This is a genomic window from Seonamhaeicola sp. NFXS20, from assembly GCF_049132085.1.
Taxonomy (GTDB): Bacteria; Bacteroidota; Bacteroidia; order Flavobacteriales; family Flavobacteriaceae; genus Seonamhaeicola.
Window position 1 is genome coordinate 129,969 of sequence record NZ_JAFMPU010000006.1, and the last position, 14,690, is coordinate 144,658.

At 37.2% G+C, this 14,690-nt stretch carries 19 protein-coding genes; 18 read left to right on the forward strand and 1 reads right to left on the reverse strand.

All coding sequences use genetic code 11. The annotated features are described in order from the left end of the window. Nucleotides 1–11: 11 nt before the first annotated feature. Nucleotides 12–551 carry a terminase gpP N-terminus-related DNA-binding protein gene (locus J1D01_RS10650; protein ID WP_421150797.1) on the reverse strand — a complete coding sequence of 180 codons (540 nt, stop codon included), beginning with the start codon at nt 549–551 and terminating at the stop codon, nt 12–14. A 159-nt stretch (nt 552–710) separates the two neighbouring features. Here J1D01_RS10650 and J1D01_RS10655 point away from each other — a divergent pair, with 159 nt between their 5' ends. The 18 genes from J1D01_RS10655 (at nt 711) to J1D01_RS10740 (ending at nt 14,684) form a co-directional block, all read left to right on the forward strand. Then, nucleotides 711–1,862, forward strand: a complete 1,152-nt coding sequence (locus J1D01_RS10655; protein ID WP_421150798.1) for an ATP-dependent Clp protease proteolytic subunit — start codon at nt 711–713, stop codon at nt 1,860–1,862. Nucleotides 1,863–1,935: 73 nt separating this feature from the next. Continuing rightward, nucleotides 1,936–2,946: a hypothetical protein gene (locus J1D01_RS10660; protein ID WP_421150799.1), complete on the forward strand. Its 1,011-nt coding sequence runs from the start codon at nt 1,936–1,938 to the stop codon at nt 2,944–2,946. A gap of 60 nt (nt 2,947–3,006) precedes the next feature. Further along, entirely contained in the window at nt 3,007–3,462 is a 456-nt protein-coding gene (locus J1D01_RS10665; protein WP_421150800.1) for an N-acetylmuramoyl-L-alanine amidase, read from the forward strand. Next, the gene (locus tag J1D01_RS10670; protein WP_421150801.1) at nt 3,462–3,929 is read left to right on the forward strand and encodes a hypothetical protein; all 468 of its coding nucleotides are present in this window, start codon (nt 3,462–3,464) and stop codon (nt 3,927–3,929) included. Before J1D01_RS10665 ends, J1D01_RS10670 begins: the two co-directional genes overlap by 1 nt. 2 nt (nt 3,930–3,931) lie before the next feature. Continuing rightward, nucleotides 3,932–4,294 (forward strand): hypothetical protein, encoded by a 363-nt coding sequence (locus tag J1D01_RS10675; RefSeq protein ID WP_421150802.1) that lies wholly within the window; start codon nt 3,932–3,934, stop codon nt 4,292–4,294. Further along, nucleotides 4,294–5,526, forward strand: coding sequence for a DUF2586 family protein (locus tag J1D01_RS10680; RefSeq protein ID WP_421150803.1), 1,233 nt, complete (start codon nt 4,294–4,296; stop codon nt 5,524–5,526). The genes J1D01_RS10675 and J1D01_RS10680 overlap by 1 nt, the downstream gene beginning before the upstream one ends. 2 nt (nt 5,527–5,528) lie before the next feature. Then, the gene (locus J1D01_RS10685) at nt 5,529–5,969 is read left to right on the forward strand and encodes a hypothetical protein (RefSeq protein WP_421150804.1); all 441 of its coding nucleotides are present in this window, start codon (nt 5,529–5,531) and stop codon (nt 5,967–5,969) included. Between the two features lie 4 nt (nt 5,970–5,973). Then, the gene (locus tag J1D01_RS10690) at nt 5,974–6,315 is read left to right on the forward strand and encodes a hypothetical protein (RefSeq protein WP_421150805.1); all 342 of its coding nucleotides are present in this window, start codon (nt 5,974–5,976) and stop codon (nt 6,313–6,315) included. A gap of 243 nt (nt 6,316–6,558) precedes the next feature. After that, nucleotides 6,559–8,571, forward strand: a complete 2,013-nt coding sequence (locus J1D01_RS10695) for a phage tail tape measure protein (RefSeq protein ID WP_421150806.1) — start codon at nt 6,559–6,561, stop codon at nt 8,569–8,571. Then, nucleotides 8,571–9,185: a DUF6046 domain-containing protein gene (locus J1D01_RS10700; protein ID WP_421150807.1), complete on the forward strand. Its 615-nt coding sequence runs from the start codon at nt 8,571–8,573 to the stop codon at nt 9,183–9,185. Before J1D01_RS10695 ends, J1D01_RS10700 begins: the two co-directional genes overlap by 1 nt. A 133-nt stretch (nt 9,186–9,318) precedes the next feature. Beyond that, nucleotides 9,319–10,290, forward strand: a complete 972-nt coding sequence (locus J1D01_RS10705) for a hypothetical protein (protein ID WP_421150808.1) — start codon at nt 9,319–9,321, stop codon at nt 10,288–10,290. Beyond that, nucleotides 10,287–10,772 (forward strand): hypothetical protein, encoded by a 486-nt coding sequence (locus J1D01_RS10710; protein WP_421150809.1) that lies wholly within the window; start codon nt 10,287–10,289, stop codon nt 10,770–10,772. The genes J1D01_RS10705 and J1D01_RS10710 overlap by 4 nt, the downstream gene beginning before the upstream one ends. 5 nt (nt 10,773–10,777) lie before the next feature. Continuing rightward, nucleotides 10,778–10,999: a hypothetical protein gene (locus tag J1D01_RS10715; protein WP_421150810.1), complete on the forward strand. Its 222-nt coding sequence runs from the start codon at nt 10,778–10,780 to the stop codon at nt 10,997–10,999. Further along, nucleotides 10,999–11,280, forward strand: a complete 282-nt coding sequence (locus J1D01_RS10720; RefSeq protein ID WP_421150811.1) for a hypothetical protein — start codon at nt 10,999–11,001, stop codon at nt 11,278–11,280. Before J1D01_RS10715 ends, J1D01_RS10720 begins: the two co-directional genes overlap by 1 nt. Next, on the forward strand, nt 11,277–11,579 hold the full coding sequence (locus J1D01_RS10725) for a hypothetical protein (protein ID WP_421150812.1): 303 nt from the start codon (nt 11,277–11,279) through the stop codon (nt 11,577–11,579). The genes J1D01_RS10720 and J1D01_RS10725 overlap by 4 nt, the downstream gene beginning before the upstream one ends. Beyond that, complete coding sequence (locus J1D01_RS10730; protein WP_421150813.1) at nt 11,579–11,866, forward strand: hypothetical protein; 288 nt, start codon at nt 11,579–11,581, stop codon at nt 11,864–11,866. Before J1D01_RS10725 ends, J1D01_RS10730 begins: the two co-directional genes overlap by 1 nt. A gap of 5 nt (nt 11,867–11,871) precedes the next feature. Next, nucleotides 11,872–13,251: a phage upper tail fiber protein gene (locus J1D01_RS10735; RefSeq protein ID WP_421150814.1), complete on the forward strand. Its 1,380-nt coding sequence runs from the start codon at nt 11,872–11,874 to the stop codon at nt 13,249–13,251. After that, nucleotides 13,251–14,684: a hypothetical protein gene (locus J1D01_RS10740; RefSeq protein WP_421150815.1), complete on the forward strand. Its 1,434-nt coding sequence runs from the start codon at nt 13,251–13,253 to the stop codon at nt 14,682–14,684. Before J1D01_RS10735 ends, J1D01_RS10740 begins: the two co-directional genes overlap by 1 nt. The last annotated feature ends 6 nt before the right edge of the window (nt 14,685–14,690 follow it).

Sequence of the window (14,690 nt, forward strand, 5' to 3'; positions counted from 1 at the left end):
TCGTTTTAATATCATCCTATTTGTACGCTTACTTTGTTAATATGCTGCTCTTGAAAATCGAGTGTGGACATGTAAATGGATTGGTCATAGGCCTGTAAATCCTTAAAGATTTCGTCCATAACATGTAAGTAATTAGACAAGGATACCTTGTTTTCCTTATCGAAATTCTCCAGCGTTTTATTCCATTTACTAATGGCATCGTCGTAGCCCACAATTTCCTTTTTAATATCTGAAATCATGGTTCTAATCAAGGCAGCTTCATCGGTGTCTTTGTTGGCAATGGCTTCCTTAAGGTCTTTTTTCAGCTCATTCAATCGGGTTCTGGCCGATGAGCGGTCTTCGGTAATATCATCAATAACACTCTTAATGTTATCAATCCGTTTATCAACTGCATTTTCACGGGCATTTCGCTCTTCTTTCCATCCGTATTTCTTAACCCATTCGCCAACCGTTTTTTCGGTAAGCTTTAATTTTTCAGCTATTTCTTTAGCTGTTTTGTTTTGCTCTGTGTACCAAATACGAGCAATGCCTCTCTCTTTATCTTTTGCCATAGGTTACTGCTTAATTACAAGGCAAATATCCAATAGCAGGGCGGTTTTATGAATTTGCTATTCTGAATTGGTAACATACGGTTACTAATTCGGTAACCCATAGTTACCGATTCAGAATACCGATTTTTTCAAGCTCGTTTTTGTGTACACTTTTGCGGTATGAATTTGATAAAACCAGTATTTGCCCAAGGCAATGAAAACGGTAGAAAGTTGATTGTAACGGCTGAGTCTAAATCAGGCAAAGCGTATGTTAGAATTATTGGGCGTATAGCAAACTGGAACTCCAATAATTCTAAAGACTTTCAAAAACAAGTAGATGAGCTAGTAAAGGTGCATGATGACTGTGAAATATACATCAATAGTCAGGGCGGTTCTGTTTTTGAAGCTGCAGAAATTAATAACCAGTTAAAGAGATTTAAGAATGTGTCTGTTAGAGTTGGTTCTTTAGCAGCAAGTGCAGCTACATACTTTATTGCATGCTATCCTACCACAGCATCATTAAATAGCCAAATCATGATTCATAAACCATCTATTTCCACCAGTGGTAATGAAGATCAGATTCAGGCCGATTTAAAACTACTTAAAAACGTTACCAAAGATTACCTAGCAAAATACAGTAAAAAAACAGGTAAAACCACAGCCGAAATAGAAGAATTATGGAAATCTGGTGATTACTGGATGAGTGCTACCGAAGCAAAAGCCGATGGTTTTATTGATTTTATAGATGATGAAGCTGAAGCAGTTATGACGGCAGAAGATATATCTGTACTTGAAGCCTGTGGTGCGCCCATTATACCTAAACCCAATTCCGAAAATCAAGGGAAAACCGATAATAAATCAAAAACTCAAATTATGGACAAAGAAGAATTGATTGCCTTTTTAGGGCTATCACCTGATGCAACCGATGAGCAAATCGAGTCTGCAAAAAGAGCTATGAAAGTAGATGCTCTTAAACAACGCTCTCAAGAAGAAGCGGACAATCAAAAAACTAAACAAGAAGCTGAAGCAAAAGCCGAAAAGTTAGTTGACGATGCTATTACTGCTAAAAAATTAACGGCAGATCAAAAAGAAACTTGGTTAGGTTTAGCCAAAGCCGATTTTGAAGGTACTGAAAAAGCATTAAAAGCTTTACCAAACAAAGAAAAATTAAGCGCCAATTTAACGCCTGCCGATGGATCAAATGATGCTTCAAGAGCAAAATGGACTTTAGAGGATTACTTGGAAAAAGACCCTGAAGCGTACGAAAAATTAAAAGTAGAAAAACCAAAAGAAGCTGAAGCTTTAGAGGCTGCCTACTTTGCTAAACAATAAATTGAACAATTAAGATACACCCCAAATGTATCGCTTAACCACTTTAAACACTATTTAAAACCTATTTAAAATCATGAAAAACATTTCAAAATTCTTATTGGCCATCGTAGCCATATTATCAATCACTTGTATTGGTCAAGCCTTTACAGGTTCTGCCAGTGAAGGTATTGCCATGGCAGTTACTACTGTAGCTTTGCCTGTTAAAAATCAGCTAGCCGAAAAAGAGATGATAAAGCAATTGCGCTATGAACATACATGGGCTAGTGAAATTCGCTCAAAACAAAGCTGGGTAAATAATGACACCATTAAAATACCTAAACGTGGTGCAGCTCCTGCGGTATTGATCAATAACACTAATTATCCTATAATCAAAAATGAAAGAGACGATAGCCACGTAGTGGTAGCGTTAAATAAGTTCGATACCGAAAATACTATTGTTACAGAAGACGAACTATACGCATTGCCATACGAGAAAGTAAACGACGTGCAAATGCAACATCGTGAGACTTTGGAGGATGAAACCATGGAGTATGGTCTCTGGGGATTGGCACCTCAAGAAAATGACGAAGCCGAAAATCAATTTGTATTAGAAAGTACTGGAGAAAATGATGGTACAGGTCGTTTAAAATTAACCACTAAAGATTTAAGAACCTTACAGGCTAAAATGAACAAAGCTGGTATCAATAAAAAAGGTAGAATCTTAATCTTGTGTGATGACCACGTTTCTGACTTACTGGAAGAAGACAGAAAGTTCTACACCCAATACCATAACCAAAGTGAAGGTGTGATCTCAAGCAAATATTACGGATTCAAAATATATGAAGATTCAACAACTCCTGAGTATGATGATACTACATTAGAGAAATTACCTTATGGTTCTGCAACTGTAGGTCGTAAGTCATCTGTGGTATTTCACAAAGGCAGTACTGCTAAAGCTGTAGGAACAGTTAAGCGTTTCGCTAGATCAGCATCTGAAGATCCTGAAAATAGAGAAAATACTATTGGTTTCCGTGTATGGCATATTATAGTGGCCTACGGTATTGAAGGTTCTGCAGCTATTATCTCTGGTAAAAGTCAAGATTAGTCAATTCAATATGGCAGGCTAACTTACCGCAAGTAGCCTGCTCCTCTTTGAGGATTCAATATGAGAACAATCAAATACATCGTAGTGCACTGTTCGGCCACTGTTGAAGGTAAAGACTTTAATGCTAGAGATATTGATCGGTGGCATAAACAACGAGGCTGGAAAGGTATTGGTTACCATTATGTGGTAAAGCTTGATGGTACAATAGAGGTTGGTCGCCCTGAAAATGTCATAGGAGCACATGTAAAAGGTTATAACTCAAAGAGTATTGGCGTATGCTACATTGGAGGTCTGTCTAAATCTTTAGCACCAAAGGACACCAGGACTCCAAAACAAAAAACGGCACTTTATAATTTGCTTTGCGAGTTAAAGGATAAATACCCAAAAGCCGAAATACTAGGTCATAGAGAATTTTCAAAAGACCTGAATGGCAACGGTATTATAGAACCTTTTGAATTTAGCAAAGCCTGCCCATCGTTTAACGCTTCATTGGAATATAAGAACTTATGCGATTAATGAACTTTATAGCTATTCTATTACTATTAACCAGTTGTGGCAGTGGCAAACTCATCAGTTCCAATACGGTTAAAGATGTCAAACGGGATTCTATCACCAAAATCACTTTTGAACCAAAAAAAGACACGATAAGTATTGAAGCCGATAGCCTAAAGCTATATGTGTCGACAAAAGATTTGACAGAAACTCCCGTTACAAAAACCTCTGAGAGTGGTAGAACAAAAGCTTCGGTTAGGCAGATAAACGGCCAAATAGAAGTGCAATGTTTCACAGAAAAGTACGAGGCCATTATTGAAAGTCAAAATAAAATCATTGAAACCCTTTTAAAAATAACAGAAAATAACGATACCGTAAATACGGTAGAAGTAACAAAATCGCCCTGGTATATGAAAGCTTTAGCCTTGTTAGGTGTAGCAGCTATAATACTATTTGTGGCACTTATAATTATAAAAACAAAACCTTTTTAATCATGAAAAAAACATACAGCAAAGCTGAATTAGAAAAAAAGGCTCAAGCGGTATTTAAAAACTACCCAAAAGCCAAAAAAGTATTTGCCACTACCGACGGCCAATTCTTTTTAGACCAAAATAGAGCCAACCTTCATGCCGGAGCTAAAGGCAAAGTAATTGAAATTAATGATGTCATTGAAGAAGAAACAGAAGATACATCTATCAAACCAAAATCGGCAGAAGCTTTAATTAACGAAGCAAAAAGCATTGAAACTATTGAAGCAGTTGAAGCTGCCAAAGAAGTTGAGACAAAAGGCAAAAATAGAAGCACTGTAATAGCTGCTTACGATGCCCGAATTGATGAACTAAAATCTGCTGAATAATGAGTTTTAAAGGCGTAATAATAAATAAACTGAACGGTGGTTTAGGACGCAGAAATGCTAGTGAAGATAATATCTTCATTTTAGCAGCTTGTATGCCTCTTACAGGTACCTCTTTGGTTGCTTATAAATCTCAAGAACTATTACAAGTTTCAGATGCTGAAGCTTTGGGAGTGAATGCGGCATTCGATGCTAATGAAAAAGTGCTGGTGTATAATGAGATTAAAGAATTCTTCACTTATTGTCCAGATGGTATATTACATCTCATACCATGTGCAGAAGATTTAACACCATCGGCTTTGGTAGCTTTAGATGATTTTAAAACAGCTGTTCGCAATATTCCTGAAGGCAAAGTAATTGGTATCATGAATACCACTACAACTGTACCTGATATAGATGACGAAGTAGAACCGGTGCAAACCTTTGTGAATAACTTTAAGTCAGAGTTTAGATACATAGATGCGGTAATATTAGAAGGTAAAGGAGAAGATGCTGCTATAACACCTATAGCCAATTATCCAGACCTACGTGCTAAAAATGCACCTAATGTATCAGTAAGTATAGCTCAAGACCCATCGGTAGCGTCAATAGATGCAGCTTATACTAAATATGCAGCTGTAGGATCTGTTTTAGGCATGCTAGCCGTACGTCAAGTAAATGAGAATTTAGGATCGGTTGACATTTTAAATAAGCCAGATGATTTTAAAGGTCGTGAAGATTACCCATTGACTATTGACGGCTCAACATCATGGGAAGCTGCTCAACTATCAGATGGTAATCCTTTTGAAACTTTATCTAATGCCGACCAAAAGTCATTAACCGATTCGGGCTATATCTATGCCGGAAGCTTTAACGGCTATGGCGGTGTATTTTTCAATAATGCACCTACCTGTGTTGAAAAAGCAGACGATTTTGCATACATAGAAAACAATCGTGTGTGGAATAAAGCCACTAGACTTATACGTAATACGTTGCTGCCAAAAGTACGAGGTATTGTGAAAAAAGATCCTACAACTGGTTTTATAAAATCATCTACCATAGCAGATTGGAACTCAAGACTCAACAAAGCTTTAGAAACGATGATTACCGATAACGAGATTAGTGGTTTTGATTTCTATATAAATCCTAAACAAGTATTGGCTGAAGATTCGCCATTAAAAGTTAAAGGTCAAATACTAGTAGATGGTATTGTGTTTGAGTTTGAGGTAGATCTTGGTTTAACTAACGAATTATAATTATGACTACAGACGCAACAATAATAAACAGATTCGGTCAAATGACCGGTTGGAATAACATAGTTGTAAACTTGTTATCCAGAGACGTTGAAGGTATTACTGAGCTATCATACGATGATTCAGTATCAAAAGAACATGCATATGGAGCTGGGAAATATCCTGTGGGCCGTGGAGAAGGTAATTATGAAGCTAATGCTTCTATTACTCTCTACAAAGAAGAAGTAGATGGTTTACAAGGTGCTTTAGCTACAGGTCAAAGACTTCAAGACATCTTACCATTTGATATTAATGTACAGTATGAAAAGAAAGACGGTTCTATTCAAAAAGATCGCATTCGTAACTGTGAGTTTACCAATAATGGTGTTGAAGTAAAGAATAACGACGGCACCATTTCAATAAAATTCGATTTAATTGTGTCACACATTGAATGGAATGTAATTTAAAATTATGGCAAAAGAATATCAAAAACATAGCGACATCACTCCAGATATGAATCTGGAGTGGGAAGCTAAATACGGCAAGAAACGCATTTCAGACTTAGAGATTGAAACGTCAGATGGTGACGTGGCAAAGTTTGTAATTCGCAAACCAGATCGTCAAGTATTAGAAGCTATGGGTAAATATGCCGCTGCTAAAAATGTGTCGGCCATCAACAAAGTTTTGATTTCTAACTGTGTGTTAGGCGGTGATATGGAAGCATTAGAGAAAGACGGTGAAGTATATATTGAAGTGTTAGAACAGCTTAATGCGCTTAAAAATAAGGCGAAAAGTACCGTAAAAAAGCGTTAGGCCTCTATGCTTTAGAGGCCGATGACCAAGCAGAAGATCATCATGAAATAAGTAAAATCAATGCGCTTTTACGTAGTCATTACCAGATAGACCCCAATACATTATCAGATGATGAATGGGCAAAACTATACCAGGAATATGCCTATGTAAAAGCGGTTGAGTATAAAAACATTTTCAAGGTAGTAGAATTAGCAAACAAAAAAGCATTGGCCGACATCCTCGGCCAAATGTTCAGTAAATAACATGGCAGGAAGCAGTACCACAACACAATGGATTTTAGAGCTTATAGACAAAGTATCTGCTCCTATGCGTGGTGTTGAAAAGTCAACAAAATCTGTTGATGATACACTAGCTAGTGTGACGGCTTCTTTAGATGACATGGACGATGCCACCAAAGCTACTGCAAAACAAGCTATAAAAAGCTTCAACGATTTGTCTTCAGAAATTAAAAGAGAAGAAGATCAAATCAAAAAACTCAAAACCCATTTAGACAGTTTAGGAGATGCCGTTGACCCTTTAACTAAGGGGCAAATAGATTTCGATATCAAGCAAGCCGAAACCAAAGTACGTCGTTATAAAGAGCAACTTATTGAGGTGCAAAACGAGCTTGAAGAAATAGAGAAAGCTCCAGACCAGGAAAAAATGAAAGCCAACTGGGGAGCCGCTGTAGTAGTGGCCAACCAAACGGTTGAACTTGTCAATAAGGCGATTGATGGTTTGCGATTTACTACTGAAATTGAAGACTTACGGGTTAATATTGAACGCTTTTCTGGAACTTCAGGTGATCAGTTAGACGAACTGACAGCCAAAGCGTATAAGTTAGGTGCTGTATTTAAAGAGTCTCCAGACGAAATCGCTAAAGCTGCCAACGCTATGACTAAGTTGGTAGGCGGCACCTACGAGGAGAATATGGCCTTAATAGAGGCAGGATTTGAAAAGGGTGCCAACATCAATGGAGACTTTATAGATCAGCTAAAGGAATATCCAACATTCATAAAACAATTAGGTTTAAGCCAATCTCAAGCTATAGCTTTAATGGCACAGGCTGGTAAAGATGGGATTTTTAGCGATAAAGCTATGGACTCTATAAAAGAGGCTGATATATCGCTAAGAGAGATTGGGCAACCTCAAATAGATGCGTTGAGAGGTATAGGTTTAGAAGCTGAAGATTTAGCCAATAAAACCACTTTTGAAGCGGTGCAGATGATTAGCAAGTCTATGGAAGGAGCAACCACTCAAGCCAAACAATTGGTTTTAGCGGATATTTTTAAGGGAGCAGGCGAAGACGCTGGTCTTGCGTGGATTGAAGGTCTTGGTAGTATTGATTTAGATATAAATAAGATACCTTCAGTAAAGTCGGCTTCAAGTGGTATTCGAGGTTGGTTGGCCGACTTAAAAACATCCTTCAGTGCAACCTTTGGTAGCATTGGAGCTTCGGTTGTAGAACTGTCTCCAGTAGTAACTGGTATTGCTTCCATTATTCCTTTAATGTCATCTTTATCAAAAGTTACATGGGTACAAACCACAGCCACAAAAGTAGCGACCGCAGCACAATGGTTATGGAATGCTGCTCTTACGGCTAATCCTATTGGATTAGTAATTGCTGCTGTTGCAGCTTTAGTAGGTGCTATTGTTTGGTTAAGTACATCTGTAGAAGGTTGGGGCGATGCATGGCAACACACTTGGAACGGAGCAAAATTGTTATTCAGTGCTTTTGTTCTTACCGTGAAAGCAAACTTTAACACCATGATTAACGGTCTTATGGTAGGCATTAACATGATTAAAGAGGGGTGGTATAAGTTTAAGATAGCTATGGGGATTGGCGATGAAGCCGAAAACCAAAAAATGCTAGACCAGATTAATGCCGATACTGAAGCTCGTAAAAAATCAATAGTTGATGGTTATAAGGAAGTTGCCAAAACAGCTCTTGAGGCAGGTGTTGAATTTACAAAAGCAGGCGGATCTTTAAAACTGAAGGAAGATGAAGAAGATGAAGAAACAGCAACTACATCAACAGGTTTAGCAAACTTTACCAATACTCTTGACGGCAATGTTACTGGTTCTGGTAGCGGTTCGTCTTCAGGCAGTGCATTACAAGGAGTAGGTAAGGAAGCAGGCAAAACAGTGACCATGAACTTAGATATAAAAAACTATTTCAACATAGATGGTAACTGGCGTAATGACATAGACAAAATAGCCGATGCTGTGACAGGTAAAATTAACGATAGATTAAGAGATTCACTTATAAGTTTATAATGAGCACATTTAAACCAGACATATCGCAACTTTTTAATATTGCTTTCGGTTTCATTCCTGTGAGGTATGCTAGTGATCTTTCTGTACAACCAAGTGCCGATGTAAACTACCAATCTATTCCAACCAAACCAATTGAAGAGATTAAGAAAATGAGTTGGCTGGGAACGCCGGTTATGTTCCCCATGAAGTTTAAAGGCGGTTCGTATCAATATTATACTCCTGTAGGACAATTGCAACAAAAGAGATTGAATGATTTTGAATTGCCTTTTGCTAGTGTAGCAGATTTTAGACGTGCCAAGAACATTACCAAAACCAATGTGTTGGGCAGCAATGGAACGGTTAAGGAAATATATGGTTTTGATGATTGGCAAATACGCATTAGAGGGCTGTGTTTAGATACACCAGAAATGTCAGCTTATGAGCAGCATTTGCAGTTGTTGAAGTGGGAAGAAATTGCCGATAGCATTGAAGTAATTGGTACGTTATTTAAAGACAAAAGCATATACAGAATTACAGCTGATGATTTTGACTTTAAGCTAGCTCAAGGGAAACAAAACGTGATTCCATTTGAGATTACAGCCAGTAGTGATGAACCTTTAGAATTAGTGTTATGAGCGTGATAATTAAAGATAATTTCAGAATAGTAGAATTCCAAACAGGCGTTGATGTGTTGGGATTTCCTGTAATCTGTAAGCATGTTATTAATGATGAAATCTCTTGGCGTGTCAAACCAAAAAACCGTAAGAAATGACGCTAGCCATGAACGCTCATATCACCTTCCCTGAATATAATGGACGGAAGGAGTTAATTATAAAAAAAGTCTCTTCAGTAGAGATTGAAAGCAGTTTTAAACTGTTAACAGATAAGGCGGTAATTACACTGCCTAGGAATGTAAAGTTCTTTGATAAAAATAAAGTTCGTGAAGTGTTTCGTCGTGGAGCTCCAGTAATTATAGCTTTAGGCTACAATGGCGAATATATTACCGAGTTTCAAGGTTATGTTACTCAGGTTTCGGCAAATATTCCCATTCAAATCACTTGTGAGGATGAGATGTGGAAACTCAAGCAATTGCCTGTAAACGTGAGTTACAAATCGGTAACGCTTAAAAAGCTGTTGGAGGATATTGCACCAAACTATTCGGTTGATGCTTTAGAAGGTGTGGAACTGGGTGGTGTGCGTTTTGCTAAAACCAATGTGGCAGCGGTTTTGGATAAGCTACAAAAAGACCCGTACAATCTGTTTAGTTACATGAAAGGCAAACAGTTGGTTTGTGGTAAATATTACAGTGATGATAGTAATGAGGATACGGTAAACTTTCATTTAGAGCGCAATGCCGTAAGCAACGATTTGAACTACCGAAATGCTGAAGACATCATTTTAAAAGTAAAAGGTGTATCGGTACTAAAGGATGGTAAAAAAATTGAAGTTGAAATTGGTGAAGACGGTGGCGACACCTACCAATTAACCTATTACAACATTGCTGTTAAAGCTGAAGTGCAAAAACTGCTTGAGAAAGATTATGAAACCAAAAAACGTGGCGGTTTTGATGGCAGCTTTACCAGTTTTGGAACGCCATCCATAGCCCACGGCATGAAGGTGAATCTTGAAAGCGGATTATATCCAGAGCGTTCGGGAACCTACTATGTAGAAGCGGTTAAAAAAAACTTTGGTAAATCTGGTTACAGGCAGGAAATTACTTTGGGAGGTGCTTTATTATGAAAAAGGAAGGAAGAGAAATAGAGCAATTTGGACAATTACTGTCCAAAACCTTAGACAGAAAAACCAAAGTACAAACCCATTGGGCAACGGTTACTGAGGTGGATTGGGAAAGCAAAACCATGACGGTTAAGGGAATGGTTGACGATTTAGAGTTCTATGATGTGCTTTTAGGTTTAAGTTCTTTCTACAGAAAACCAAAAGTAGGAGCCAAATGCTTAATAGGTGTCATTCTTAATCAAGAGGCATCCACCTTCTTAATAGACTGTGAAGCCTTTGAAGAAGCGGTATGGACAACCGAAGATGCCGAACTAAAAATAAAAGACCAGGGCTTTTCCGTAAAGGTAGGAAATGAGAGCCTTAAAGAGATACTTAACGATTATATAGACGAAGTGAACAAGATAAAAGTAATATACGGTAACACGATAAATGTAGCTGCTACCACAGCTATTAAACAGCGTTTAAACACCGTTTTAATAGAATAATAATTATGCCAATTAGTCAAGCACAATTAGCAGATAAGATTGAAGCTGCCTTGAAGTATAATAGTGATGATCCCGAAGTTGACATCCCTCAAGCTCGTAAACATTTTGCCAATGAGCTGGCTGAAGCTATTGCGCAATTTACCATTGGTAGAGAGACCACGGTTACCGGAACATCAGCAACTGGAGGAGCGGTTACCGGAACAGGAATTATAAAAGGAACGCCCTAATGGAACAGGACATATTATTAGACGATACAGACGATTTAATCATTGAGAATGGCGATTTCAAAATAGGTGAAAGCCTCACTCAAGACGTTGGCCTGATTTTAAGAATGAACCAAGGCGAATTAAAAGAAGACCCATTATTGGGTGCTAATTTAATTCAAATGGTAAAAAGCAATGTAGATGACGATGAACTTCAAACTAGAGTGAAGTTACATCTACAACGAGATGGAAAAGACTATGAAGCCTTAAAAAATTACATCAAATTAAACCGAAATATACAATGATGGACATTATTAATAACCACATCGGTGAGATAATAACAGCTATTGCAGGCCTAGGGGCTTGGGGCTTTGAGCGTTCTAAACGCAAACAGGAATTAAAAAGGCAAGAAACTGAAACTAATCAATCGGTTGTAGATCTATACCAGGAAGCTCTAGACGATTTAAAAAGCCGCTATGATGAGAAGTTTACAGACTTAGAAAGCGAAATTAAGTCCTTAAAACAGAATTTAAACCTCTGGAAAAACAAATACAGGAGCTTGAAGCAAGAATTTGATGAGTACAAGAAAAAACACGAAAAGTAATGGCAGAAATTCGAGTTAAATACAAGCAAAGCCTTTTAGACATTGCCATTCAAGAATATGGTAGTATTAACGAGGTAGATGTTTTAGAACTTGAAAACAACATGAGTCGTACAGATGTTATACCTGCAGGTACTGTACTTAGAATACCAGATATCACCGTGTTAGAACCAGATGTTCAATTGTACTATAAAAAAAAGCAACTTAAACCGGCAACAGCATTATCTGATGAAGATTTAACCCTTATTGAAAACACCGACGATTGTAATTTATGTGAACTCTTTAAATAGATAAAATGAAACAAGCACTTAACATATTAATAGCATACCTAACCTGTACAGACCCTGTTATACAAAATAAATGGCTAAACCTGCTTCATAGTTTTTGGCATAAAGATTCAGGCTGGCTCTTAAAGTCTATTACTACGGTATCTGGAGGGTATAGATTCACCGTTGTAGATGGCGATGGCAATGAAACCTCTCATGATATCAACATCCCAACCTTACCAAATAGCCAGCCCATAAGTTATATTCAAGGGTTGCAATCTGCTTTAGATGAAAAAGTAGATAAAGTGCCAGGAAAAGGCTTAAGTACTCAAGACTTCACAACGGCTTTAAAAAACAAACTTGATGGCTTGCAGAATTATGTGCACCCCCAATTTCACCAAATTAGTGATATTCAAGGGTTGCAATCTACTTTAGATAATTTACCCAACATATATGAATCTTTAAGCAATAAAGGTGCTAACAACGGATACACGCCCTTAGATAGTGATGGGAAAATACCGCAAGCATATTTACCTGCTGTAACAATTACAGAAACTTTTGTTGAAGGAAGTGAAGCATCTATGCTAGCATTAACAGCTCAAATAGGAGATGTGTGTGTGCGTACCGATGAAAGTAAAAGTTATATTTTACAAGGCCCAGACCCAACTGTGTCAAGTAATTGGCAAGAGCTATTAAGCCCAACAGGAGGCGTATCTTCTGTTAATGGTTTAAATGGTTCGTTAACTCTAGATTTATCTTTAACCGGTGGAAATTTAGGTATTACAGGCGGAAATACTGTGAATTTAGACACTCGTTACTCGCAGTTAGGACATAACCATAATTGGAGTGACATTACAAATACGCCAACTACATTAGCTGGTTACGGTATTACCAACGCTTATACCAAAACAGAAGTAAATGCCTTAATACCAACAGATAATGCTTCTTTAACCAACGGTGCAGGATATATCACCTCTCCTGACGGCGGAAATGCAGCTACTCTTGATGGTTTAGATAGTTCTCAATTTCTAAGGAGTGATACAAGTGACACGATGAATGGTAGTTTAACTATTACCAGTAATTTATTTTTTACAGGAGGAAGTAATGATTGGAGCTTAATTCCCTTAGGTAACAATATTCAAATTAGAAATACAACAGTTCCATATACAGCGATGTTGTTTGATGGCGCTAATAAAAGAGTAGGTGTAAATACAGTATCTCCTTCTTACACCTTAGATGTGAGCGGAGATGGTAGATTCACAGGCAATATAACCGCCCCCAACATCATCACCAACGAAACAGACACTTATACTGGCACTGATAAGGCTGCAAAAATAATAACATTAACGCAAGCAGAGTATGATGCTATTGGCACTAAGAATGCTTCAACTTTATATATAATCGTGTAATGGGACTTAATTTAGGAAATAACGCAATTAACAATTTAAAACTTGGTAATACTCAGGTAACTAAAGTTTATAAAGGTAATGATTTAGTATGGCCAGTGAGTTTTGATTTAGAAAATTCATTTAAAAACGCATTGATAAGTGACAGGTATAATAACATTACAAGAGCCAATAATATACTTATCACCGCTCACGATGCGGTTAATAAGTATATTGAAATAAACAGCCCTGAAGCTCATGCTGCAATGGCAGCTAACCCTACAGGAACAGGAGGTGAAAGTTGGTTTATATGTCAAGGTGGCGAAGCATCTATATTGGTTGAAGTTACTAGTATCAGTTCATTAGGAACTAATAGACTTTATTATGGAGCAACCTATTTAGGGTCTCCAAATTTCTCGGTAGGTCAAAAAGTAGAATTGTTCAATCCATTTATAAATTATCAGTACATCCCCAATAACAATCCATTATTTAACCCTTACCCAAGCACGGTAAGTGGTGGCAGTTTTCATTACATTCAACCAGGTGGTATTTATCAGAAAACAAACGGCACGTATGTAATGTTATGTCCTGTGGTTTATGGTGCACATGTAGAACGAAAAATATACTATGCTACCTCTCCAGATTTAGAGAATTGGACTTTTACAGATACATTGTTGCTACAAACAAGTTCTATTTCTTTTGCAAAAACAACAGGAAATGTCTTCAGTACATCTAATCCATTTAAAATGAACGATGGAAAATATTTGGTTTTATTAGCTGTTCAAAAGCCTGATAACAATTATACATCTGCTTATATGATAATGGATGAAGATCTAAACATTACTACATCACCAACAGAAATAAATATTAATTCATCTAATTTCAATTTCACGAATCATTATCCTTTATCATTAGTGTATCACGATGGGAAATTTAGAATTATTATTCATAATAGAGATAATGGTACTGATATAAATAAAGAATGTTGGGAGTATGTATTAACAGCATCTAATACCGATGCTAATTTACTGTCTCTATTAAACGCTACATCATCTGCACCATCAGCAACCAAAATACAAGATGCTAATGTAGATAGTGGCTATTTGAATGGAAAAATGGACGATGCCGAATACATACAAAATGAAAATTCACTGTTTTTAATTATTGGTAGTGAAGAAGAAAATGTAGGCGGTTGGGCAACCTCAAATAACCGTGAGTATGGCTTAGCAAAATTAGTTGGTAACTCATGGGTACATGATGTTAGAAGCCCTATGATTGTCAACCCTATGCAGCTTCACAATAAATATCCTCAATTCAATTTCGCATGGGACCATTTTGGAGGATATATATCTCCAATAGTAAAGAATGGTTGGCTTTATATGTTCATAGCTTCAGGGGATGACGGAGCTCAAGATTATTGGATGTCCGGCATAAAAACACAATTAATAACACAATAAATACAC

Excerpts from the sequence above, each read along its gene's own strand:
- J1D01_RS10680 (WP_421150803.1), top strand. The coding sequence starts at position 4,294 with ATGAGTTTTAAAGGCGTAATAATAAATAAACTGAACGGTGGTTTAGGA.
- J1D01_RS10665 (WP_421150800.1), top strand. The coding sequence starts at position 3,007 with ATGAGAACAATCAAATACATCGTAGTGCACTGTTCGGCCACTGTTGAA.
- J1D01_RS10740 (WP_421150815.1), top strand. The coding sequence starts at position 13,251 with ATGGGACTTAATTTAGGAAATAACGCAATTAACAATTTAAAACTTGGT.
- J1D01_RS10670 (WP_421150801.1), top strand. The coding sequence starts at position 3,462 with ATGAACTTTATAGCTATTCTATTACTATTAACCAGTTGTGGCAGTGGC.
- J1D01_RS10675 (WP_421150802.1), top strand. The coding sequence starts at position 3,932 with ATGAAAAAAACATACAGCAAAGCTGAATTAGAAAAAAAGGCTCAAGCG.
- J1D01_RS10660 (WP_421150799.1), top strand. The coding sequence starts at position 1,936 with ATGAAAAACATTTCAAAATTCTTATTGGCCATCGTAGCCATATTATCA.
- J1D01_RS10725 (WP_421150812.1), top strand. The coding sequence starts at position 11,277 with ATGATGGACATTATTAATAACCACATCGGTGAGATAATAACAGCTATT.
- J1D01_RS10690 (WP_421150805.1), top strand. The coding sequence starts at position 5,974 with ATGGCAAAAGAATATCAAAAACATAGCGACATCACTCCAGATATGAAT.
- J1D01_RS10650 (WP_421150797.1), bottom strand. The coding sequence starts at position 551 with ATGGCAAAAGATAAAGAGAGAGGCATTGCTCGTATTTGGTACACAGAG.
- J1D01_RS10715 (WP_421150810.1), top strand. The coding sequence starts at position 10,778 with ATGCCAATTAGTCAAGCACAATTAGCAGATAAGATTGAAGCTGCCTTG.
- J1D01_RS10710 (WP_421150809.1), top strand. The coding sequence starts at position 10,287 with ATGAAAAAGGAAGGAAGAGAAATAGAGCAATTTGGACAATTACTGTCC.
- J1D01_RS10705 (WP_421150808.1), top strand. The coding sequence starts at position 9,319 with ATGACGCTAGCCATGAACGCTCATATCACCTTCCCTGAATATAATGGA.
- J1D01_RS10700 (WP_421150807.1), top strand. The coding sequence starts at position 8,571 with ATGAGCACATTTAAACCAGACATATCGCAACTTTTTAATATTGCTTTC.
- J1D01_RS10730 (WP_421150813.1), top strand. The coding sequence starts at position 11,579 with ATGGCAGAAATTCGAGTTAAATACAAGCAAAGCCTTTTAGACATTGCC.
- J1D01_RS10735 (WP_421150814.1), top strand. The coding sequence starts at position 11,872 with ATGAAACAAGCACTTAACATATTAATAGCATACCTAACCTGTACAGAC.
- J1D01_RS10720 (WP_421150811.1), top strand. The coding sequence starts at position 10,999 with ATGGAACAGGACATATTATTAGACGATACAGACGATTTAATCATTGAG.
- J1D01_RS10655 (WP_421150798.1), top strand. The coding sequence starts at position 711 with ATGAATTTGATAAAACCAGTATTTGCCCAAGGCAATGAAAACGGTAGA.
- J1D01_RS10695 (WP_421150806.1), top strand. The coding sequence starts at position 6,559 with ATGGCAGGAAGCAGTACCACAACACAATGGATTTTAGAGCTTATAGAC.
- J1D01_RS10685 (WP_421150804.1), top strand. The coding sequence starts at position 5,529 with ATGACTACAGACGCAACAATAATAAACAGATTCGGTCAAATGACCGGT.